Source organism: Streptomyces swartbergensis (genome assembly GCF_002148965.1).
Classification (GTDB): domain Bacteria; phylum Actinomycetota; class Actinomycetes; order Streptomycetales; family Streptomycetaceae; genus Streptomyces; species Streptomyces swartbergensis.
This window is the reverse complement of sequence record NZ_NGFN01000005.1, coordinates 46,230-67,128: the sequence shown is the minus strand read 5'-3', so window position 1 is coordinate 67,128 and position 20,899 is coordinate 46,230. Positions and strand designations below refer to the sequence as shown.

18 protein-coding genes are annotated in these 20,899 nt (G+C 70.8%); 6 read left to right on the top strand and 12 right to left on the bottom strand.

Annotated features, from left to right (window positions below; genetic code table 11):
* Positions 1-204 precede the first annotated feature (204 nt).
* The 6 genes from CA983_RS01945 (at position 205) to CA983_RS01920 (ending at position 6,823) form a co-directional block, all read left to right on the top strand.
* Positions 205-777, top strand: coding sequence for a helix-turn-helix transcriptional regulator (locus CA983_RS01945; protein WP_107500188.1), 573 nt, complete (start codon positions 205-207; stop codon positions 775-777).
* 183 nt (positions 778-960) lie between these two features.
* A complete protein-coding gene (locus CA983_RS01940) occupies positions 961-1,551 on the top strand; it encodes an NADPH-dependent FMN reductase (protein ID WP_086599109.1) in 591 nt (196 codons plus the stop codon).
* Positions 1,552-1,565: 14 nt separating this feature from the next.
* A complete protein-coding gene (locus CA983_RS01935; RefSeq protein WP_086599108.1) occupies positions 1,566-2,939 on the top strand; it encodes a cation:dicarboxylate symporter family transporter in 1,374 nt (457 codons plus the stop codon).
* Between the two features lie 44 nt (positions 2,940-2,983).
* On the top strand, positions 2,984-4,258 hold the full coding sequence (locus CA983_RS01930) for a DegT/DnrJ/EryC1/StrS family aminotransferase (RefSeq protein WP_244206576.1): 1,275 nt from the start codon (positions 2,984-2,986) through the stop codon (positions 4,256-4,258).
* Positions 4,259-4,338: 80 nt separating this feature from the next.
* A complete protein-coding gene (locus CA983_RS01925; protein ID WP_086599107.1) occupies positions 4,339-5,304 on the top strand; it encodes an ornithine cyclodeaminase family protein in 966 nt (321 codons plus the stop codon).
* A 184-nt stretch (positions 5,305-5,488) separates the two neighbouring features.
* Positions 5,489-6,823 (top strand): ATP-grasp domain-containing protein, encoded by a 1,335-nt coding sequence (locus CA983_RS01920; protein ID WP_086599106.1) that lies wholly within the window; start codon positions 5,489-5,491, stop codon positions 6,821-6,823.
* Here the strand turns inward: CA983_RS01920 and CA983_RS01915 are convergent.
* From CA983_RS01915 to CA983_RS01860, 12 genes are all read right to left on the bottom strand, one after another.
* Complete coding sequence (locus CA983_RS01915) at positions 6,777-7,496, bottom strand: helix-turn-helix transcriptional regulator (protein WP_086599105.1); 720 nt, start codon at positions 7,494-7,496, stop codon at positions 6,777-6,779. The two genes, CA983_RS01920 and CA983_RS01915, sit on opposite strands and share 47 nt — an antisense overlap.
* 104 nt (positions 7,497-7,600) lie before the next feature.
* Positions 7,601-8,092, bottom strand: coding sequence for a cation:dicarboxylate symporter family transporter (locus CA983_RS49355; protein WP_425276409.1), 492 nt, complete (start codon positions 8,090-8,092; stop codon positions 7,601-7,603).
* Between the two features lie 201 nt (positions 8,093-8,293).
* Entirely contained in the window at positions 8,294-9,568 is a 1,275-nt protein-coding gene (locus tag CA983_RS01905; protein WP_158101819.1) for an MFS transporter, read from the bottom strand.
* The gene (locus tag CA983_RS01900) at positions 9,565-10,020 is read right to left on the bottom strand and encodes a pyridoxamine 5'-phosphate oxidase family protein (RefSeq protein ID WP_086599102.1); all 456 of its coding nucleotides are present in this window, start codon (positions 10,018-10,020) and stop codon (positions 9,565-9,567) included. Before CA983_RS01900 ends, CA983_RS01905 begins: the two co-directional genes overlap by 4 nt.
* A 10-nt stretch (positions 10,021-10,030) precedes the next feature.
* The gene (locus CA983_RS01895; protein WP_086599101.1) at positions 10,031-10,615 is read right to left on the bottom strand and encodes a nitroreductase family protein; all 585 of its coding nucleotides are present in this window, start codon (positions 10,613-10,615) and stop codon (positions 10,031-10,033) included.
* Positions 10,606-12,027, bottom strand: coding sequence for a nitrosuccinate lyase (locus CA983_RS01890; protein ID WP_086599100.1), 1,422 nt, complete (start codon positions 12,025-12,027; stop codon positions 10,606-10,608). Before CA983_RS01890 ends, CA983_RS01895 begins: the two co-directional genes overlap by 10 nt.
* The gene (locus CA983_RS01885; protein ID WP_086599099.1) at positions 12,020-14,038 is read right to left on the bottom strand and encodes an FAD/NAD(P)-binding protein; all 2,019 of its coding nucleotides are present in this window, start codon (positions 14,036-14,038) and stop codon (positions 12,020-12,022) included. The genes CA983_RS01890 and CA983_RS01885 overlap by 8 nt, the downstream gene beginning before the upstream one ends.
* The gene (locus tag CA983_RS01880; RefSeq protein WP_086599098.1) at positions 14,035-16,416 is read right to left on the bottom strand and encodes a class I tRNA ligase family protein; all 2,382 of its coding nucleotides are present in this window, start codon (positions 16,414-16,416) and stop codon (positions 14,035-14,037) included. Before CA983_RS01880 ends, CA983_RS01885 begins: the two co-directional genes overlap by 4 nt.
* Entirely contained in the window at positions 16,413-18,935 is a 2,523-nt protein-coding gene (locus CA983_RS01875) for a hypothetical protein (protein ID WP_143645433.1), read from the bottom strand. Before CA983_RS01875 ends, CA983_RS01880 begins: the two co-directional genes overlap by 4 nt.
* Entirely contained in the window at positions 18,919-19,182 is a 264-nt protein-coding gene (locus CA983_RS01870) for a 4Fe-4S dicluster domain-containing protein (RefSeq protein ID WP_086599096.1), read from the bottom strand. The genes CA983_RS01875 and CA983_RS01870 overlap by 17 nt, the downstream gene beginning before the upstream one ends.
* Positions 19,179-19,556, bottom strand: coding sequence for a Rieske (2Fe-2S) protein (locus tag CA983_RS01865; RefSeq protein WP_086599095.1), 378 nt, complete (start codon positions 19,554-19,556; stop codon positions 19,179-19,181). Before CA983_RS01865 ends, CA983_RS01870 begins: the two co-directional genes overlap by 4 nt.
* Positions 19,553-20,881, bottom strand: coding sequence for a hypothetical protein (locus CA983_RS01860; protein WP_086599094.1), 1,329 nt, complete (start codon positions 20,879-20,881; stop codon positions 19,553-19,555). Before CA983_RS01860 ends, CA983_RS01865 begins: the two co-directional genes overlap by 4 nt.
* Positions 20,882-20,899 lie beyond the last annotated feature (18 nt).

Genomic DNA, 20,899 nt, shown 5'->3' with positions numbered 1-20,899 from the left:
CTGCCTTTCCGTCATCGCGTCACCGCGTCATCGCGTCACCATGGAAAGAGGCCGTACGGCATGACAGTGAACRCCACCGCAACCGCACCGAGTCGCTCGCCACGAACCCCGGCACGACTGACCCTCCACCACCCCGACCGGAGGTTCCGCTCGGCCCTCGCGACGGCCCGGCACGAACTCGTTCTCGTCCGCTCAGGGGAGACCATGAGCCCCGTCGAACGGGAGGGGGAGCGGCTGCTGCTGTTGAACCTTCTGCGGCGCTGGGTACGGATATCGGTCATCTGGGAGGAGCGGCTCGCCGCCCTTCCCGACGTCCGCGCCTACGTGGAGTGGCAGGCCCGCTCAGGAATCCAGGTGCGTACCTCGGCACAGGTCCCCGTCCCCCTCTCGGTGGTCGACAACACCACGGCCGTTGTCGGCTCCTTTGCCGACGGGGGGAGCGCCGGCCGGGACCGGGAGGAGAACACCACCGTTTCCGACTGCCCCGAGACCGTGAGCATGCTGCACTACCTCTTCCTGGGCCTGTGGGACGAGGCGAAGCCGTTCTCGGTGAGCGTCCACCCCTCGCTGGAAAAGGGACACGCCCAGGAAGTCCTGCGCATGCTGGCCAACGGCTCCACCGACGAGCAGATCGCCCACCGCCTGGTGGTGTCGAAGCGCACGGTCAGCCGTACCGTCGCCCGGCTGCTGGACGAGATGAACGCGCGCAGCAGGTTCGAGGCCGGAGCCATCGCCGCCCGTCGTGGCTACCTGGTCGCGACGAAAAGGGCTTTCTGATCACGCTCCTGGATCCGCCGGGATCCTGTTTGTGACAGCGCTCGTCGTCGAGCGGACAGAGACCTTCAACACTCCCTACCGGTAGGTAAGTCTGCCTCCGTGACGAGTCCGGGTGACGGCCTCCCCGGCACCGCGCGGGCAAGGTGTTCCGGCAGCAGACGGCACGCGAGAGAAGGGGCGTCGATGACGAGTCCGGAAGCACTGCTGATCTGCGGCAGTCCGAGTGTGGGTTCGCATTCCAGGGAGGCGGTCGCCACCGCCGCCGAGTGCCTGGCCGAGCTGGGCGGGACGAACCGGATCTGGGATCTGGCGACCCGGCCCTTGCCGATCCTGGACGCGGCCCGCCACGGCCGGGGCATGCACTACGCCGACCCGGCCGCACGCGAACTCGTGGCGCTCGCAGACCGCGCCGATGTGCTCGTGCTCGCGTCCCCCATGTACCACGGCTCCTTCAGCGGAGCGATGAAGAACGCCCTGGACCACCTGGACACCCCGCATGTCCAGGGCAAGCCGGTAGGGGTCCTCGCGCACGGCGAGAACCTCTCCGCCACCCAGGTCTGCGACAGCCTGCGGGTGGTCGTACGCGCCCTGAAAGGACTCGCCGTCCCCGATCAGCTCGTCACCGTACCCACTGACTTCACCAGCACCCACGACGGTCGCCGGAGGCTCACCTCACCGGCGGCACGAGCGCGGCTGACCGCCATGAGCCGCCAACTGATCGCCCTGTCGTCCATGCCCTCGGCCGTCGGCGCTTTCGCCCTGCACGGCAACTAAGGAGCAGGTCCCCGATGTCGACGCCAGCACAGACCGGCCGCCGCAGAACCGACCGCAGTCACTATCTCTACCTCGCCGTGATCGCCGCTGTCGTCATCGGCGTGACCCTCGGCCTTGTCGCTCCGCAGGCGGCGAAGGAACTGAAACCGCTGGGTGCGGCGTTCGTCGCGCTGATCAAAATGATGATCTCGCCCATCATCTTCTGCACGATCGTGCTGGGCGTGGGCTCCGTCCGCAAGGCGGCCAAGGTCGGCGCGGTCGGCGGGCTGGCACTGGGCTACTTCATGGCGATGTCGACCGTCGCCCTCGCCATCGGACTGGTGGTCGGCAACCTCCTGGAACCCGGGCACGGGCTGCACCTGACGCAGGAGACCGCCGGGGTCGGCGCCGAGCAGGCGAAGGACGGCAGCGACGGGACCGTCGAGTTCCTCGTCGGCATCATCCCCACCACCCTCGTCTCCGCCTTCACCGAGGACGAGGTCCTCCAAACGCTGCTGGTCGCGCTGCTGAGCGGGTTCGCGCTCCAGGCGATGGGCTCGGCCGGGGAGCCGGTCCTGCGGGGGATCGGACACATCCAGCGGTTGGTCTTCCGCATCCTGTCGATGATCATGTGGGCCGCTCCGGTCGGCGCGTTCGGCGCGATCGCCGCCGTGGTGGGTGAAACCGGCATCGACGCCCTCGCGTCCCTCGCCGTCATCATGACCGGCTTCTACGTCACCTGCGTCCTGTTCGTCTTCCTTGTGCTGGGCCCCCTCCTGAAGCTGTGCACCGGCATCAGCATCTTCTCCCTGCTGAGGTACCTGGGCCGCGAGTTTCTGCTGATCCTCTCCACCTCTTCCTCCGAGACGGCGCTGCCGCGCCTGATCGCGAAGATGGAGCACCTGGGCGTCTCAAAGCCCGTGGTCGGCATCACCGTCCCGACCGGCTACTCCTTCAACCTCGACGGTACGGCCATCTACCTCACGATGGCCTCGCTCTTCGTGGCCGAGGCCATGGGTGATCCGCTCTCCATCGGGCAGCAGATCTCTCTCCTGGCCTTCATGATCATCGCGTCGAAGGGCGCGGCGGGCGTCACCGGCGCCGGGCTCGCCACCCTCGCCGGCGGCCTCCAGTCCCACCGCCCCGAACTCGTCGAGGGTGTCGGCCTGATCGTCGGCATCGACCGCTTCATGAGCGAGGCCCGCGCCCTCACCAACTTCGCGGGCAACGCGGTGGCCACCGTCCTCGTCGGCACCTGGACCAAGGAGATCGACAAGGAGCGCGTCGGCCAGGTCCTCGGCGGCCGACTCCCCTTCGACGAGGCCACCTTCGTCGCGGACGTCCCCGAGAGCGACGGCGGCGACACCGGACCGAGTACGCACTTGACCGCGAGCATCCCTGCCAAGTGATGCGACTGAGACGACCGTTCGACTGAGACGACTGTGGGAGCGACATGATGATCGACGAGGCACCCAAGGTGTCCGCCTACGCCGCGCCGGACCGGGACTACCGTGTGCCGTACCTCCCGGTGGGGAGCAAGGTCGGAGCCGAGGAGCTCGAAGCGGTCTCCCAGGTCCTGCGTTCGGGCGCGACGCTGTCCGGTGGCGCTTGGCGGGCCCGGTTCGAGCAGGACTTCCGCTCCTACGTCGGCACCCCGTACGCCCTGAGCACCACGAGCGGCACCGTTTCCCTCGAACTCGCCATCCACCTGCTGGACCTGCGCCCGGGGGACGAGGTGGTCGTCACTCCGCAGACCTATCAGGCCACCCTTCAACCGCTGCTCCAGTACCCGCACGTACGGGTGAGGTTCTGCGATGTCAGCCCGGACACGATGAACATGGACCCGGTCCGCCTGGAACAGCTGGTCAACCACCGGACCCGCGCCGTCATACTCGTCCACTACGGGGGCCTGCCCGCCGACATGCAGACGATCATGGCCCTCGCCCGTGCCCACGACGCCGTGGTCATCGAGGACTCCGCACACGCCATCGGCAGCTCCTACCGGGGCCGCCGCCCCGGCTCCCTCGGGGACATGGGCTGCTTCAGCTTCCACTCCAGCAAGAACATCACGACCCTCGGCGAGGGCGGCATGCTCACCCTCCACAACGAAGAGTGGGCCCAGCGGGTCGAACGGCTCCGGGGGAACGAGACGGACGCACACTTCGTCCCCCACCGGCACCGCTTCGGTGACTCCGCCGAAGCCCTCCCCGGCGCCCTCTACCCCGGGAACGCCTACACCCATGACTGCGCCGCCCTGCTCCGGCACGGCACCAACGCCACGCTCTCCGAAGCCGCCGCGGCCGTCGGCTCGGTGCAACTGGCCGCCCTGCCCGGGCTGGTGGCACGCCGCCGACTGATCGCCTCCCGTCTGCGCGAGGTGCTGGAGAACCACACCGACTGCGTCGAACTGCCCGTCGAACCGGCGGGGGCCGAGCAGTCTCATCACCTGTTCACCTTCTTCGTACGCGGGCCGCGGAAGATCGACAGGGACCGGCTGGTCAACGAGCTCCGCGAGCGCGGGGTGCAGATGATCCTCCGCTACTTCCCTCTCCACCTGACCCCGGAGTGGCGTGCCCGCAGCCACTACTACGGCGAGTGCCCGGTCGCCGAGCGGCTGTGGTTCCACGAGCAGGTCAACCTCCCCTGCCACCCCGGGCTCAGCGACAAGGAGACCGAGTTGCTCTGCGACCTCCTGGACGACTCCCTGCGCACCGTACGCCGCGGCTGAGGCCACGCCCGGGCAGCTGAGGGCGCCCCGCACGACGAATCGCCGCCCGTCCGTGAACGCCGCGACCGAAAGCAGAACCCGTGTTGAAGCTCCTCGACGCGACCACCATCAGGGACCTGACCTCGGTCTCCGACCTCGCCGCCGTCATCGGCGAGGCGTTCGTCCCGGCCCGGGACGGCAGTAACGGGTTCGTCCGTAGCGCTGTGCAGACCCCGGGGGGACAGCTGCTGTTCATGCCCGCCGCCCATGGGGCCACCCTCTCCGTCAAGCTGGTCAGCCTCTTCGACGGCGCCCCCGCACAGGGGCTGCCGAGCGTCCAAGGGCTGGCCGTGGTCTTCGACGCCCACTCCGGCCAGCCCCTCGCCCTGATGGACGCCACCACCCTGACCGAACTGCGAACCGCCGCAGTGACCACCCTCGCGACCGACCTGCTGGCACGGCGGGATGCCCGCACTTTGGCCGTCATCGGCGCGGGCGTGCAGGGGCGGAGCCACCTGGAGGGCCTCGCGGGCATCCGCCCCTGGGACTCCGTCCGGCTCCACAGCCGGGACATGGACAAGGCTCGCCGGCTCGCCGAGTGGGCCCGGAGCGCCGGGATCGAGATCGAGCTCCACGACAGCGTCGCGAGCGCCACTGAGGACGCCGACGTGATCTGCACGGTCACGTCCGCCACCGCCCCCCTGTTCCCCGACGCCTTCCGGCCCCGCCCGGGCGCGCACATCAGCGCGGTCGGAGCGTACGGCCCGACCCGGCGCGAGCTGCCGTCGCGGCTGGTCGCCGACGCCTCGCTCTTCGTCGAGTCCACGGACGCCGTGCTGCGCGAGGCGGGCGACATCCTGATCCCGATCGCGGAGGGCCTCCTGCCGCCCCGCCCGCCCATGACCGAGCTGTCGGCCGTCCTCTCCAAGGAGCACCCGGGCCGCGCCTCCGCCGAGGAACTGACCCTCTTCGAATCCGTCGGCATCCCCACCGAGGACGCCCTCGTGTGCGACCTGCTCTACCAGCGCGCCGTGCAGACCCACGCGGGCCAGGAAATCCCCTTCTGACTCTGCTGAACCACTGCCTGATCAGTGGCGAGGGCTGGTCCGGGCGGGCCAGACCCGTCGTCGTGTCGTCTTCGGCCGGGGACGGGCGACGCGATGAGGACCCGTCCCATTGACAGGCCTGGTAGCTCCACCATGATGGTCGAGGCATCGGTGATCACGGTTCCTGACGAGGAAGAGGCTGCGCATGGCATCGGCTCGCTCTCTGCTGCTGCTCGGTGGTGCGCTTCGGCCGACCGGCGCGCACTGCATGGAACAGGCCGAGGAGCGCGGGCTGGACGTGATACTGGCCGACACCCGGGAGAATCTGAGCAAGGTCCCGGAACTCGCCGAACGCGCCGCCTTGACCGTGGAGTTGCCGTACGCGGATGTCGAGGCCACGGTCGCCTGGGCGGTGGGGCAGAAGAAGGCGGGCCAGGAGTTCCTGGGGGTGTACGGAACCCGTGAGACGGCGGCGGAGTCCGTCGCGGCCGTCGCCGAGGTCCTGGGGCTCCCGGGCAACGGGCGGGCCGCCGTGCGGCGTATTCAGGACAAGTTCGCCTGCCGTGCCGCGCTCGCCGAGCGGGGCTTCCGGCAGCCGCCCGTGGCGCGTTGTTCCTCGGAGGGGGAGATACGCGAGTTCCTGGCCGCGCACCGGCCGGGACCGTGGATCGTCAAGCCGCCCACCGGCCGGGGCAGCGCTGGGGTGTCGCTGGTGCGCGACGAGAGCGACCTGGAGGCGGCCCTGGTCCATCTGGCCCACGCGCGGCGGGAGCTGAGGGAGGAACTCGTCGGTCAGGGGATGGACATGGCTGCCGACGAGCCGACCGAAGCAGCTCTCGCGGAGGACGTCCTCGTCGAGGGATTCCAGACGGGGGAGGAGTTCAGCGCGGAGGGCGTCTTCGTCGACGGTGTGCCGCGGCTGCTGGCCGTCACGGCGAAGGTCACCACGGGCGCCCCGCACTTCATCGAACTCGGGCATGCCATGCCCGCGGACCTTCCGCCGGGCGCGCAGGCCGATGTGGTGTCGACTCTGGAGCGTGCCCTGCCGGCCCTGGGGCTGTCCTGGGGCGTGTTCCACGTCGAGTTCTGGCTGGAGCGGGACGGCGGGATCGTGCTCGGCGAGGTGCATGTGCGCCCCGGCGGGGACTACATCCACGTCATGGCGCAGCACATCACGGACACGCAGATGCACGGGGCCGTCTTCGACCAGTTCCTGGGCGAGCCCGTGGACGTCTCGGGCTGGGGCGCCCGGCGCGCCGCCGCCATCCGGTTCCTGACGCCGCCCGGGGGGACCGTCACCGCCGTGGACGGCTGGGCGGAGGTCGCCGCCTCCCCGCATCTCCTCGCCGGGAAGCTCACCCTCAAGGAGGGGAGCGAGACGGCGCCGCTGAAGTCCTCCTACGACCGTTCGTCCTTCGTCTGTGTCACCGGGGCGACACTCCAGGAGGCCGTCGACACGGCCGAGCGGCTGGCCGCGGGTGTCAAGATCGAGGTCACCCCTTCTGCAGCAGCAGCTGACGATCCTGGCGACTGTTTCTGACCTTGTCGTACAGGCCGCTCCGCAAGGCCTTGGTCACCGCCGAAGTGCGGTTGGTGCAGTTCAGTTTGGCGAGGATGTTGGCGACGAGACGCTTGGCGCCGTGCAGGGAAATACCGAGTTGCCGCGCGATCTGCTTGTTGCTCAGTCCGTCGACGAGGAGGACCAGTGCCTCCTGCTCCCGTGGAGTCATCCGTACCAGGTGATCGTGGGAATCCCTGGGGGCGCCCGCGGCCAGGGACAACAGAGCGTGTATCAGATTTCCGGATACCGGCACTTCACCCGCGAGTATCCGCTCGATCGCCAGGCAAAGACCCTTTTCGGATAGTTCCGCGGTCGACAGACATCCGCCCACGGCAATGCCGGCCAACCGTTCCCACGGGGCCCGTTGAGTGTCGTCCACAAGGACCAGGACCTTCGCTCCCGTGGCCGCGCACAGCGTCAGGGCGGACCGGCTCAAGGCATCGATTTCATGCAGCGAGACGATCAGTATCGGATTTCTTTCCCGTACGACGTCCTCCACGATGTCCTCGATGTCCTGGGACCCGTACACCCGCGCCCGCCGGCTCGCACCGTTCAGGATCTGCTCGACGCGTAACCGGGTGAGCCTGTCTCGGAGCATTACGAAGGTGCCTGCCAGATCCGTCTCATCAGTCGCGGTCGGCTGCACGGACATGTTTCTGACTTCTCCTTGGTGGGGGCCACAGGATGGAGGTCGGTGACATGTGTGAGGGCCACCGGGTCTGTGCAGGCCCGGTGCCGCGGCGGGGCGAAGGGGCCCTAGCGGGAGATCTCGGTCTTCACGACCGAGGGATCGTCCCCGGGGCGGTCGGGATCCACCGTGAGTGAGGCAGCGAGCGTGTGGCGCAGGCGGTCACCGTCAGGTTGGTCACGGCACGTCCCTCCGACATCAGTCGGTCGATTCCTACGACGAGGCCGATTCCCTGGACCGGGATCGAGTTCATGCCGGCAGGAGCGGGGGGTCGCCGAAGCCCCGGCTGTCCGCCCGCGTAGCCGTGGGCGACCGAGAAGAGGAACGCCGGCCGACAAGCGGCCGAAGCGCCGGAAATCGCCGAGCACGGCGATCGCGCCGACCACCGTGGTGAACACGAGCGGCGCTATGAACATCGTCATGACGGAAAGGAACAGGTCGGGCAGTACGCGTAAGCGTGCCCCGTCCTCGGGTAATATCGCCCTGAATGCGGCGCCGAGCCCCAGTGCCAGCAGGACCCAGAACGCGAGGCTCCGATGGAAGGGCCGTTGGCGCGCCATCCTCTGAGTGCTCACCGAGTTCTCCTCGTCCCAGCGCAGACCACCAACGTAAGTGCGCTCTGTCATCTCTGTGTTCCGTCCGGCGTACCGGGACGTGAGATCTTCGAAAACTTTTCTTGCGGTGACAGAGGGTGGTGTTACAGAAGGGACATAAGGGAGAACAGTATTGAGAGGGCGTAGAGGAAGAGGACGCGCGCGCCGTCAGACGGACGGCATCCGGACGCGCCGCAGCACCGTCCCGGCCGCGGCCACGGCGCCCGCCGCGGCGAAGGCCGCCCAGTACACGGTGGGCGAGAAGACGCCCCGCACGTACTCGAAGAAGCCGCCGCCGAGGAGCATGCCCAGTCCCTCTCCCGTGGCGAGGGTGAACTGCTTGCCGGTGTAGACGGCGACGAAGCTGCCGGTCGACTTGTCGCGCGACTTCGCGAACGCCGTGTCCACGGACGGCGCGAACAGGATCTCGCCGAGCGTGAACGTCGCCACCGCCGCGTACGTGGCGACCGGGTTGCCCCCAGACAGGGCGAGCACCGCGAAGGCCGCCGCGAAGCATCCCATGCCGGTGCCGATCACCGTGGTCAGCGCGACACCGTGGGCCTCCATGAGCCGTGCCACCCCCTTCGAGGCGGGGATCTGGAGCACCACGATGATGAGCGCGCTCATGGTGAAGTACGTGGCCACCTGGAGCTTGGAGCCCGCGGTGGCGAACAGGTACAGCGGCAGCGCCGAGTACATCTGCGCGTAGAGCACCCACCCGACGGTGGACACCAGCACCACATGGCGCAGGAACGGTGACGAGCGCAGCGCCGTCCAGTACTGCCGGAGGGAGAAGCGCTTGCCGCCCCGCTCGAAGCCCTTGCCCTCCTTGCGCACGACGAACAGCATCGACAGGGCCGCTGCGTAGTACCCGGCGGCGATCACGACCATCAGCCGCCAGGGGGCGTCGGTGTCCAGCACGGCGGTGCCGATGAGCGGTCCGACCGCCGCCGCGAGGTTCAGCATGACATTCAGCTTCGCGAAGGCCGTGACCTGGGCCGGGGAGCCGCTGGTCCACTCGGCGACGACCGACCGTACGACCAGGCCGTTGAGGCTCACCCCGGTGCCGCCCGCCGCGAGCAGCACGATGAGCGGCAGCACGGAGTGGGCGACCGACATGGTGAGGAAACAGCTGCCGGACAGCAGGTTGGCCAGCAGCAGCACCCTGACGCCCGACCTGCCCTCCAGCCACGGGCTCAACACGATCGAGCCGGCCCGGGAGGAGCAGCTGAACACCATCAGCGCCAGCCCGACGACCAGGCCGGACTGGTGCCAGCCGTCCCTGACGAGGACGGCCAGGACCGGGGTGAGCGACAGATACCCGGTGAAGGCGAGGACGTACTGGACCAGCAAGGGGCGTATCGCGCGGTTCAGCCGGCGATCGCGCTCCTCGGCGGGGGCCGTGGACGGTAACGCCGGCCCGCCCTCCGGTTGTGCGCTCACGCGGACTCCCCGGAGAGCAGCCGCGCACGCCAGCGCGCGGCGATCTCCTCCTCCGTGGCACCGCCTTCGTACGCCGGTGAGACGAGCGCGTCGGCCTTCAGCACGCGGATCAGGACGGCGGAGTTGACACGCGCCGGATCGGTGCCCCGCTCACGCGCGAAGCGCCGCACGATCCGGTCGTACGTCTCCCCTTGCGTGAACACCTGACCCACCCCGCGGAAGCGGTAGCCCTTGCGGCGCACCGGGTCCACGACATTGATCTCCACCGCCGGGTTCGCGGCGAGGTTGGCGACCGTGCCCGGCGAGTACAGATCCAGGAAGACCAGGTGCTCGTCGTCCCACACCTCGGTCGTTCCCTTGGGAGACAGGTTCGGGGTGCCGTCCGGGCGGACCGTGGCGACGAAGCCCAGCCCCTGTGCCGCGACCAGGCGGCGCATGTCGTCGTCGAGCATCGCTGTCGAGCTACCTCCGTGCCGAGACCAGTTGCGGTTCCACGTCGTTCGGCGCCGAGAAGACCTGCAGCCGTGAGCCGACGTCCAGAGGCTGCCGGCGCCTCGCCACGGATCCGTCGCGGACCGGTGTTCCCATATACAACCAGCCCAGAGCGCGCTCGTGTTCGTCCACGGACAGAAACCGCCGCATCGGCGCCGCGTCGGCCTGCTCGCCGGTCCGCCAGATGCTGCCGAAGCCACGCGCGTGCAGCAGCAGCATCAGCGACGTCACCATGCCGGTGGCGGCGGCCAGTTGTTCCCACTCGGGCACGCGGGAGCGGGTGTCCGGGGAGAGGATCAGCCCGGCGAGGAGCGGGGCACGGTGTGTCTTGGCGACCATCGACGCGACGCTCTTGCCGTTGCACTCGGCCATCACCTCGCCCAGCGCCCGCCGGTCGTCACCACTGACCAGCAGCCATCGCCACGGGCGCAACCGGCCGTGGTCGGCGGCACATGACGCCGCCTTGAGCAGGTAGGTCAGCTCCTCCATGGAGGGGGACGGCTCGACCAGCCGATGCTCGCTGCGACGGGTGAGCACAGCGGTCATCACGTCCATGGCGTTCCTTTCGCGTAGCGGTCCAGGACGCGGTCGGCCAGAGCGCCGGCAGCACCCGTGTACCGCGCCGGGTCGAGGAGCATGGGCAGCTCCGAGAGGTCCAGGTGGTCCTCGAGTCCGGTTGTCTCGGCCAGCAGGTCACCGAGTGGACGCCCGGTGTCGGCCGAGGCCGCTGACGCCCGGGTGAGCAGTTCGCGTGCGACGGCCTTGCCCAGGCGTGGAGCCAGCACCGCCGTCAGCCGCTCCGAGACGAGCTGGTTCCCGGTCAGTTCGAGGTTCGCCAGCATCCGCTCCGGGCGGGCCTGGAGGCCTTCGGCGAGCTCTACGGCAGTGTGTGCGGCGCCGCCGCACAGGCGCAGGCACTCGCGCAGCATCTGCCACTCGGCGTGCCACATCCCGGCGGACCGCTCGTCCTCTGTCGCCAGGCCCTGGGTGAGCCCCGCCGCGAGCACCGGCACCTGGAGGGCGGCCGAGCGGATCATGGTCGCGAGCACGGGGTTGCGTTTGTGCGGCATGGCCGAGGACGCTCCGCGGCCGGCGGCGGTCGGCTCCGCGACCTCGGCGATCTCGGTCCGCGCCAGCACCAGCACGTCGACGGCCAGCTTGCCGAGGGCACCCGTGACGAACGCCGTCACGGCGGCGATGTCCGCGACCGGTGTGCGCAGCGCGTGCCAGGGCAGGGTCGGGCGGTGACCGAGCTCCACCTCCTCGGCGAAGGCGCGGGCCAACTGCTCCACGTAGGCGCCGTCGTCCAGCGGACGCGCGTACTCCAGGTACCCGGCCAGGGTGCCCGCCGCGCCGCCGAGGGAGACGGGAAGTCCTTCGGTCAGCAGACCGTCGAGCCGTTCGACGGCGTCCAGCACGAGGTCGAGCCAGCCCCCCGCCTTGAGGCCGAAGGTGGTCGGCACGGCATGCAGGGCGAGGGTGCGTCCGGCCATCGGGGTGTCGCGGTGCCGTTCGACGAGGGCGGCCAGGGCCGTCGCGGTGCGCCCCAGGTCGGCGCGTACCGTCCGCAGGGACCGGTCGGCGACGATCATGGCGCCGGTGTCGAAGATGTCCTGGCTGGTGGACCCGCGATGGACGTAGTCGGCCGCCGTCGGTTCGATCGCCGCGACGACCGAGGTCAGGCTCTTGACCAGAGCGACCACGGGGTTGGCGGTCTCCCGTGCCGCGCGGGCCACGGCGACCAGGTCCGCGTCGCTGAAGTGCGAGCCCCGGACCGCTTCGGTGATCGCGCGGGCGGCCGTCGCGGGAACGGTGCCCAGCCTCGCCTGGGCTCGGGCGAGACCGGCCTCGGCCTCCAGCATGGCCTGCAGCCAGGCCCGGTCACAGACGGCCTCCTCCACCGGGCAGCCCGCGCGGACCGGGGACAGCAGGCCCACGTCCAAGGAGGCGCTCACCTCTTCAACCATGGCAATCCGCCTTTCGTAAACCGTCGGCCCGACTGCCTGAGCAGTGCGAACCGCCTGCGCCGACCGCGTCGAGGGGAGCCGGTGCGGCCGCCTCGGCCAGGCCGAGCACCGCACGGGCGATCGCGTCCGAATCGCCCAGGGTGACGGAGTCGACCCCGGGTCTGATCCCGGCGGCCGTGACCCAGTGCACCGCTTCCGTGGGCACGCCGTAGGCGAACCGGCGCGGGTGCGCCCGCCCCTGAGCGTCGATCAGGCGGTAGGGGCGGTCGGTGACGTCGAGCCCGTCGGTCTCGTACGCCTCCGCGCCGCGGCCGGGGATCCGGTATGGGCGGCACTGTGAGGTGCGCAGCAGGTGCGACAGCAGCGGATCGGCGGTCCGCCGCAGGGAGGGCGGGGGCAGCCGGGCCTCGATCAGCGCGGAGACCCGCACCCGGTGTCCGGGGATCCGCGCCGACCACGCCACGAAGGCCGGCCGGACGGGGTCGGTCGACACGCGCAGCCCGGGGCCCAGCACGTCGAGCACCCCGGCCTCGATCAGCGCGCTCATCTCCTCGATCCGCTGGGCCGGCGGTCCGATGGACAGGAACGCGTTCAGCGGCGTGTACCAGCCGTCCAGGTCGTCGCGGTAGGACTCGCCGCTGATGCCCGCGTGGTCCACGACCAGCCGTACCTCGTTGCGCAGGTCCCGCAGGACGTCCAGCGCTGCCTTGAGCGGTCCGCTGACGTTGCCCTCCCGCGCCGCCCGGACGTCCTGCCGCAGATACTCCAGCAGCCAGTCCCGGTAGCTGTCCTGGGTGGCGAAGTCCCGGGCGCAGTAGGGGCGTTGGATCCACTCCCAGTCAAAGCGCTCGCCGCGGCCGATGCCGTGCCGGGTCAGCAGCGCGTCCTCCTCGGCGCCGCGGGCCGCGGCCAGGAACCGTGCGGTGAACGCCCCGGTCGCCGCACGGCCTCCGCGCCGGGCGAGGAGGGCGCCGTAGTAGACGCTCTCCACCTCCTTGGCGATCAGCGGCCACACGTCCGTACGGAAGTCCGCCGGGGTGCCGTGCTCCGCCGCGGCGCGCAGCCGGGCGATCACCGGCGGGGACAGCAGCCGTGGTTCGTGGCGGCCGTAGGCGCCCTTCTCGTTCTCGCCCCGGGCGTGGTACGGAACGCCGCGCCGCGAACCGGCGTACAGCCGCGGCTCGCGGCCGGAGGGCAGGTAGACCAGCCCGTCGCCCTTGCGTTCGAAGGAGCCTCCGCGGCCCTCCGTCAGCAGCGCGATGTGGTCGAAGGCGTTCAGGCCGAGGCCGCTCAGGAGTGTCGGCTCACCGGGCCGGATCGCGGACAGGTCCGCGTCGGCGGGGTTGCACGGCGGCACATGGGCCAGACCGTGCTCTTCCGCGAAGCACGCCAGCGTCAGGGTGTGCGGGTCCGGCCGGGCGGACACGTGCCCCTGGGCCAGGACGACCGCGTCCAGGCCGGTGAGTCGCGCACCGCCCTCCAACGTCACCGCCTGCCCGTCGGGGGCGTCGTCCAGCGCGACCGCCCGACACCGGTGGAAGCGCACGGACACCGACTCGGGGGCGCCGTCCACGACGGTACGCAGCACCCACCGCAGGTATCCGCCGTAGAAGGCACGCGTGGGGTAGGAGTCCGGGCCCAGGCTCTGGGCCTCGGCCAGGGTTTCCTCCCCGTACTCCTCCTCCGGCCCGCCGCGGGCGTCCGGCGATGCCTCGGCAGCCAGTCGGCGGGCCCACTCGTACAGGCTCGGGCCCGGTTCCACCGGCCCGCGCATCGTCACGCTGGAGTCGGTGAACATGGTGACCTGCGAGGCCACCGTGTTCATCAGCAGCTGCCGCGACTGGTCGGTGCGCCACACCCGTCCCGCGCCGGGCGCGGCGGGGTCGACCAGGTGGACCGTGCATGCGAGGGGCTCGGCCGACCGCCGGACGTTCGCACAGATCCGCTCCACCAGCGAGAGGCCACGCGGGCCTGCGCCTACTACGCAGACCTTCATCCGCCCGTCCGTCATCCCCGGCCGCCGGGTTGCGGCCGGTCGGCCACCGCCGCCATGACGCCGCGCAGCTCGTGGGTGGCCTCCTCGGCCCGGGCCAGCCGGCCGGCCAGTCGCTCGCGCGACACGCCGGACGTGCGGCCGTGACGCACCTGGTCGAGCCGGTGGGCCAGTCGCCGCCGTTCCCGGGCGAGCTTGCGCAGCCGGCGCCGTACGTCGTCGTGGACCGGGGCGCTCAGCGCGGCGGGCAGCCACAGGCGCAGCCCCGGGGCTCCGGGAACCCTCACCGCGAAGGCGCCGTCCGGCGGCGGACCCGGGACCAGGGCCACCTCGCTGAGGTGCCCGAACCAGCGCGTCGCGAGCAGCCGGGCCACCGCCGTGTCGGTGCTCTCGACGGTCACCGGGACGCCGACCGGGATGCCTGCCACGCCGCGCAGCCGCTCCGCCTCCTCCACCGTCGCCACGACGGCCCGGACCGCTGCGGCCAGCTGCTCGTCGGGCAGCCAGTCCGCGGCCGAGCGGGTGGCCGCCGCCTTGCGCAGCCCGGCCGCCGTGTCGGGCATGAACGGCTCGTACACGGCGGCGAGGTCGAGCAGCAGCTGCGGGGTGACGCCGGCGCCGTCGGCCTTGGCGCGCACGGTTGCGTAGCGTCCCAGGACACGCGTGCCGAACGCGGTGACGGCCTCGACGGCACGGTCGAAGTGCCGCTCCTGCAGATGCCGGCGGACGGCCGCCCGGGTGGACCGAGCGGCCTGCCGGGCGTAGTGCTCCAGCTCGTCCGCGGCGGTGGGCCGAGAAGCGGACTCGGGTGTGCGCGCGACGAGTTCGGCCAGGTCGGCGGCGCGGCGGCGGACAACCGCCTGCTGCGTGAAGATGTCCTGGCGGATCCTGATGTCCTCGGCGTCACGGCAGGCGGAGAGCAGTGCCGCACGCAGCACGTCGCGGCCGTGCTCGGCGAGAGCGTCGTCCAGGGTGACGCCGTTGCCGCGGCTCTTGCTCATCTTCTGACCGTGCTCGTCCACGACGAGGCCGTGCAGCCAGCACTCGCGGGTGGGCGGAGAGCCGGTCACGAAGGTTCCGATGGCCAGCAGCCGGATGAACCAGAAGAACAGGATGTCGCGGCCGGACGTCATCACGGCGGCCGGATACCGGCTCCGCGCGGTGGCGGCCGGCCAGCCGGAGACGGCGATCGGCCAGTGGGCCGAGTTGAACCAGGTGTCGAACACATCGGTCTCGGCCCGCAGGGCGCCACCGCAGTCGGGGCAGCTCCCGGATCCGGCGGGAGGCAGCGTCCAGTAGGCGCAGTCACCGCAGACGACCGCCGGAATCGGCTGACCCCAGCGGATCTGGCGGCTGATGCACCAGTCGCGCGCGGAGTCCAGCCAGTGCCGCGCCTCGCGCTCCACACTGCTCGGCCGGATCACCAGGTCACCGTTGTCCAGTGCGGTGCGCACCGGGGCCATGAGCGGGGCCAGCCGCAGATACCACTGGTGGTGGAGCCGGGCCATCAGCTCGCTGCCGCACACCCCGCAGCGCTCGACGGCGCACTGGCGTGTGACGGTGCGCAGACCGAACCGCTCGACCGTCGCGCGGCGCAGCTCCTGCCTGGACAGTCCGGGCAGGTCCGGAACCAGCGAGCGGCCGTCGGCGTCGAGTATCCCGGTCCACGGCAGTCCATGGGCCTCGGCGAGTTCCAGGTCCTGCTGCCGGTGCGCGGGTACGACCGGACGCGGTGCGCCGGTCGCAGCCGCCAGTACGGGCAGTTCCCGGCCGGTGGCCGGCAGCACGGCCGTACCGCCGGCCGCCGGGTGCCCCTCGGGGACGGCGAGCGCCACCGCGCCCCACAGTTCCTCGGCCGCCGCGAGCTCCACCACCAGCGGTCTGCCGTGCGGTCGCACGGCCAGCAGCGCCAGCGGGACCCGCTCGGTGCCCACCGAGTGCTCCACGTCCGGGACGGTGCTGCGACAGGAGGGGCACCACGGCATGACCCGCGCCGAGCGGTGCAGCAGCCCTGCCTCGGCCAGTCGGACGAAGGTTCCGTCGACGAGCTCCCGGTACGCCGGGGACAGCGTGTGCAGTTCCGTGTCCCAGTCGCAGTCGAGGCCCAGGGCGTGGAACTGACCGACGATGACCTTGCGGTAGTGGTCGGCCCAGGCCCGTGTCCGCTCGGCCACCGGCAGGTCCGGCCGGAACGTCTCGTCCCGGCGCACCGCCGCGTAGGTGCCGAGCCCCGCGTGGTCGGTGCCCGGCACGTACAGCACGTCCGTGCCGTCGAGCCGGGCGGAGCGGACCAGGGCGTCCTGCACCGACAGCGTCAGGGCGTGGCCGAGGTGCAGCGTGCCGGTGACGTTCGGCGGGGGCATGGGGACCACCCAGCGCCGCTCGTCGGACGTCACGGATGCCGCCTGGTCATGACCTCGCTGAGGACGGTGCCGGTCGGCGGCCAGACGGTGACCGAAGGCAGTGTCTGTCGCGGCCGGTCGGCGTCGTCGTGCGTGGGCTTGATCCACAAGTTCCGCTGGAAGACGGAGACATCGAGGTTGGACACGAAGAACCCGCGCAGGAACTCCATGTGCGCCGGCAGCCCGTCGGGCAGTTTCAGCGTGAACCAGTACTCGCGGCTCGACCGGGGCGGCACCTCCACCACCTGCGCGCCGGGGGTGACGCTCACCCCGTGCTGGTCCGACTGGTACAGGCGCAACCCGACCGCGCCGCGCAGCGGACGGTCCTGGTTGTTGGTGATCAGCACGCCCTGCGCGTGCTCGCTGCCGCGCCGGGCGGTGTCCTCTCCGAGCGCGATCGGGGGGTGGACCCCGCCCGCGACGTCCCACACGTTGCCGCACGTGCTGCACAGGGCGAACTCCCGGGCGACCTGCGGGTGGTAGTCGTGCCGGTACTCCCGCAGGACGACGCGCGCCCGGCAGTACGGACAGACGGTGGGCGGCAGGTGCCGCGTTACCTGGAAGGTGCCGTCCACGGACTCGAACTGCTCGAGCCAGACGAACGCGCCGGAGCCGATGCGGCCGAGGAGATGGTCGCACAGCGCCTCGTCCAGCCGGGCGACCGTCGAACGCAGATCGTCGGCGGCCGCGTCCGCCTCCCGCAGTGCTCGGGGCGCGGTACGGCTCTCCACGCGGCGCCGGGTCAGGGCGGTCGCCCGTGCCCGCAGCTCCTGCTCGGTGTTGTCGAACCCCGGCAGATAGGTGCGCAGCAGCCGACGGTAGGCGGTCGCGTTCGTCAGCACCCGGCCGAGGTCCTGGACCAGGTCCTGGTGCGGACGGACGGGTTCGACGCGCAGGGAGAGCGAGTTCAGCCGGAGTGTCTGCCAGGAGAAGACGAACAGCCGGGCGCTGCCGTCCTCCTCCAGCGCGATCGCGGTGCGCAGGTCGATGTCGCAAGGCTGCCCGTCCGGGCCGACGGCGTCGAGGACGCGCACCGAGGGGTCGGGGCCGGGGCTCGGCAGGCGCAACTCCAGCAGTTCGGACTCCACCTCGGTGAACAGCACCTCTACGGCCTGCCCGTCCGTCGCGCGGGTGACCACCTGGGCGCGGTCGGCTCCCGCGGCGAACGGCGCGAACTGCTGGTCGCCGAGGACCAGGTAGTCGGGGGCCTCGCGTCCCCACAGGGGAATGGCGTTGTTGAGCAGCCGGACCACCTCCCCCACGCTCCGGCCGGTACGCACCAGCCGTTCGGCCAGGACGAGTTCGACGTTGTCGTCGCCGAAGCGGGTGCGCCGGCTGCCGACCGCGGCGACCCCGGAGCCCTCCTGGTAGGTGAACGGCAGGGTGAAGTGGGGGTCGAACGCGCCGTCGCCGCCCAGCCGCATCACGTTGCAGCTGTTGAAGAAGGCGACCGGTGCGGTCAGGGCGTGGGCCGGAAGGACCTCGCCGTCCTTGACGCAGCGGCCGTCGTGCACACAGGCGGGAAGCCGACTTCCCGGGGCGAACGGCGCGTTCTGCGCCGACCGGCCGCACAGCGCGTCGGGCCCCAGGTGGAACAGGTCCTCGCGGCTGTGCCCGGACAGGAACAGCGCGTTGACGCCGCCCATGGCTTCGAGGTAGCCGACCGCGGACCGCTCGCGGTTGAGCAGGAAGGAGTCCGGGCCGACCTCGGGATCGGTGTCCAGCCCGGTGAACACGGAGGTGGTGGTCGCGGTCAGCGGCAGCTCCAGCGTCAGCTGACGGCCCACCACCGAACTGAGGACCTCGACGGAGGTGGCGGTGAGGAAGCCGACGGGGCGGGTGGCGAGGGCCAGACCGTCCGCGAGGCGCCCGCGTGCCGTCCAGGACCGGCTGGTGGCGAGCTGGGCGATCTGCTCGACCGTCACCTCGTCGTGCGGGAAGGACAGGGTGAGCGGACCGGACCACTGCTGGGCGGCCCGGACGGCCTCGACGGCGGTCGGCTCCCACAGATACGGGCGTCCTGTGCGCGCGGCGAGCAGCATGCCCGGCAGCGACCACTCGGGGGTGCCCCAGCCGAGGACGGCTCCCTCGCCCACGTCCGGGATGTCCCCGCCGAGCAGCCGTGCCATCGCGGCCAGCCGCTCCTCACGGACTCTGCCGAGTTGCTGCAACTGCGCGTCGACGCTGCGGTGCACCGCCCGGTGCGGGCCGCCGGTGACGGCGGTCAGATACCAGCGGACAGGGTGGAAGGAGTCCAGCGGGGCCGCCCAGCGGTGCCACAGCACCTGGAAGTGCCGCCACAGCTCGACCGTCTCCGGGGCGGCGTCGCGCAGGAACTCGTGCATGGTGACGGTCGGACCGGGATCCGGCAGCGAGGACGCCGGCTCCCGCAGGATCGGTGTCAGGGCGAGGTCCGGACGCCGGATCGCCAGGGCCACCATCGGCCCGTAATCGTCCAGCGATTCGGTGAGCACCAACACCGCGGTGCCGCTGTTGTCAGTCGTCATCGTCATCGGCGCTCCGACCGAAGTAGTCGGCATTGGTCTTGATGTACGACGTCCACTCCTCCGGCACCTCGTCCTCGGGGTAGATCGCGTCCACGGGACAGACGGAGGTGCAGGCGGCGCAGTCCACGCACACCTCCGGGTCGATGTAGAGCATCGGAGTGTCGGGAGTGCCCTCGATGCAGTCCACCGGGCACGCGTCGATGCACGCGCCGTCCTTGACTCCTTCGCAGGGCTGGGTGATGACGTAGGTCATGACGTTGCCCCCTTGGGCGCGCTGATGGCCTGGTCGTAGACGGTGACCTGGTCGTCCTCGACCTCGGTCCGGAACGTCCGCAGGTCGCGGCAGTTGGGCTGGTTCACGCGGGCGCCGGTGCGGATGTCGAACTTCACGCCGTGCCAGGGGCAGCGCAACAGGGAGCCCGACAGCTCGCCGTCGGCCAGCTCGACACCCTGGTGGGTGCAGCGGGCGGCCGTCGCGTACACCCAGTCCCCGTACCGGAACAGCAGCAGCGCCCGGCGCCCGATGGTGACCGGGTGCGGTGTGCGCTCGGGGATGTCGTCGAGCTTGAGCGTGACGGACGGGACCTGCGCGGAGGGAGCGACAGCGGAGTCCACGGGATGCGTCATCGGCCCTCTCCCAGCATGGCTCGGCGACGTGCGAGTTTGCCGCCGTCCTTGTCCTCGTAGGTGTCCAGCTTCACGCAGTACTTCTCGTCGAACATCAGGCCGTGGCGCCACGTGGTCTCCGTGACGACCTTCATCCACCAGCTGATCCGGATGACCACGGCCAGCTCCGCGGGGGTGAACTGGCGGGCCTCGTCGTGGGTGGCCCGGTTGATGCGGAAGTCCGCGAGGCCCTTGAGCCTGCGGGTGCCGCCCGGCAGATCGACGTCGAAGACCAGCGGGGCCCGGGTCACGAAGCGCACGCCGTTGGCGCGGTGCCCGTTGTGATGGGCGTCCTCCATCACCGCGATGTCGGGGTGCTGGAACGCCTGTGCCTGCATGCGCTGCGCGCGGTCGGAGCTGTAGTTGCGCACCCGGCAGACGACGTTGTAGCGCATGCGCTGGCTGATCGCGTTCATGATCTGGTCGTTCTTCAGCCGTACGCCCCGCGCGGCGGGGTCGAAGTCCGAACGCACCGCCGTGTACGACATGACGTCGCTCATGGCGATGTCCTCGGGCGTCTCCAGTTTGTTCCCCCGCGCGCAGGTGATGATCGAGTAGTCGGCGTCCAACTGCGGCAGGGTCAGCGCGTACGTCGCGAGTGCGACGAGGATCTCCGCGGGGTTGGTGCCGCTCTCGATGACCTGCTCGGTCAGGCCGGTGAACCGCGCGACGTGTCCGTCACCGGGGGGCAGCCGGTGCCCGGTGCGTGCCTCGAGGTGCTCCTGGAGGTCCTCCGGGAGCTCGTCCGGGTCGATGTCCGCCTTGGGCAGGAACCACTCCCGGCGTTCCCAGGTGGCCCCGTTGATCCGCATGCAGCGGATGTGGTCCCGCTCTATGTCCTTGCGCAGCCCGACCAGCGACTCCGCGATGTCGAACAGGGACTCGGTCTCGGCCGGCGGTGTCTCCGGACGGCCGAGGATACGGTGGTAGCCGCGGCGCTTGGCGGTGAAGTACTCCTCCAGCAGGCTGAAGCTCAGGTCGGCCTGGTTCAGTTCGCTGACGGCCACCTTGCCGACCTGCCACAGCCAGAGGGTGGTGACGAGAATCAGAGCCTCGTCGGTCCAGTCCGCGACCGGTTTTCCCCGGCATTCGCCGATGATCTCCACGGCTTTGTCGTTGTCGACGGACAGCTCACCGACAAAGAACTGCAGCGGTCGCGGAATGACGACCTGCTCCTGGAGTTTCTCCAGGAGCTCTTCCCTTTTCTCCGTGCCGAGCTCGGACCAGCGCCGGACGGCATCGTCTGCGGACAGCGAGGCGGAGGAGTCGATAACGGGTACGGACATGGCAGCCTTCCCTTCCTG

Bases quoted from the DNA above. Each gene is read 5' to 3' on its own strand.
- CA983_RS01945 (WP_107500188.1), top strand. From the start codon at position 205: ATGAGCCCCGTCGAACGGGAGGGGGAGCGGCTGCTGCTGTTGAACCTT.
- CA983_RS01940 (WP_086599109.1), top strand. From the start codon at position 961: ATGACGAGTCCGGAAGCACTGCTGATCTGCGGCAGTCCGAGTGTGGGT.
- CA983_RS01935 (WP_086599108.1), top strand. From the start codon at position 1,566: ATGTCGACGCCAGCACAGACCGGCCGCCGCAGAACCGACCGCAGTCAC.
- CA983_RS01930 (WP_244206576.1), top strand. From the start codon at position 2,984: ATGATGATCGACGAGGCACCCAAGGTGTCCGCCTACGCCGCGCCGGAC.
- CA983_RS01920 (WP_086599106.1), top strand. From the start codon at position 5,489: ATGGCATCGGCTCGCTCTCTGCTGCTGCTCGGTGGTGCGCTTCGGCCG.
- CA983_RS01915 (WP_086599105.1), bottom strand. From the start codon at position 7,496: ATGTCCGTGCAGCCGACCGCGACTGATGAGACGGATCTGGCAGGCACC.
- CA983_RS49355 (WP_425276409.1), bottom strand. From the start codon at position 8,092: ATGGCGCGCCAACGGCCCTTCCATCGGAGCCTCGCGTTCTGGGTCCTG.
- CA983_RS01900 (WP_086599102.1), bottom strand. From the start codon at position 10,020: ATGCTCGACGACGACATGCGCCGCCTGGTCGCGGCACAGGGGCTGGGC.
- CA983_RS01895 (WP_086599101.1), bottom strand. From the start codon at position 10,615: ATGGACGTGATGACCGCTGTGCTCACCCGTCGCAGCGAGCATCGGCTG.
- CA983_RS01890 (WP_086599100.1), bottom strand. From the start codon at position 12,027: ATGGTTGAAGAGGTGAGCGCCTCCTTGGACGTGGGCCTGCTGTCCCCG.
- CA983_RS01885 (WP_086599099.1), bottom strand. From the start codon at position 14,038: ATGACGGACGGGCGGATGAAGGTCTGCGTAGTAGGCGCAGGCCCGCGT.
- CA983_RS01875 (WP_143645433.1), bottom strand. From the start codon at position 18,935: ATGACGATGACGACTGACAACAGCGGCACCGCGGTGTTGGTGCTCACC.
- CA983_RS01870 (WP_086599096.1), bottom strand. From the start codon at position 19,182: ATGACCTACGTCATCACCCAGCCCTGCGAAGGAGTCAAGGACGGCGCG.
- CA983_RS01865 (WP_086599095.1), bottom strand. From the start codon at position 19,556: ATGACGCATCCCGTGGACTCCGCTGTCGCTCCCTCCGCGCAGGTCCCG.
- CA983_RS01860 (WP_086599094.1), bottom strand. From the start codon at position 20,881: ATGTCCGTACCCGTTATCGACTCCTCCGCCTCGCTGTCCGCAGACGAT.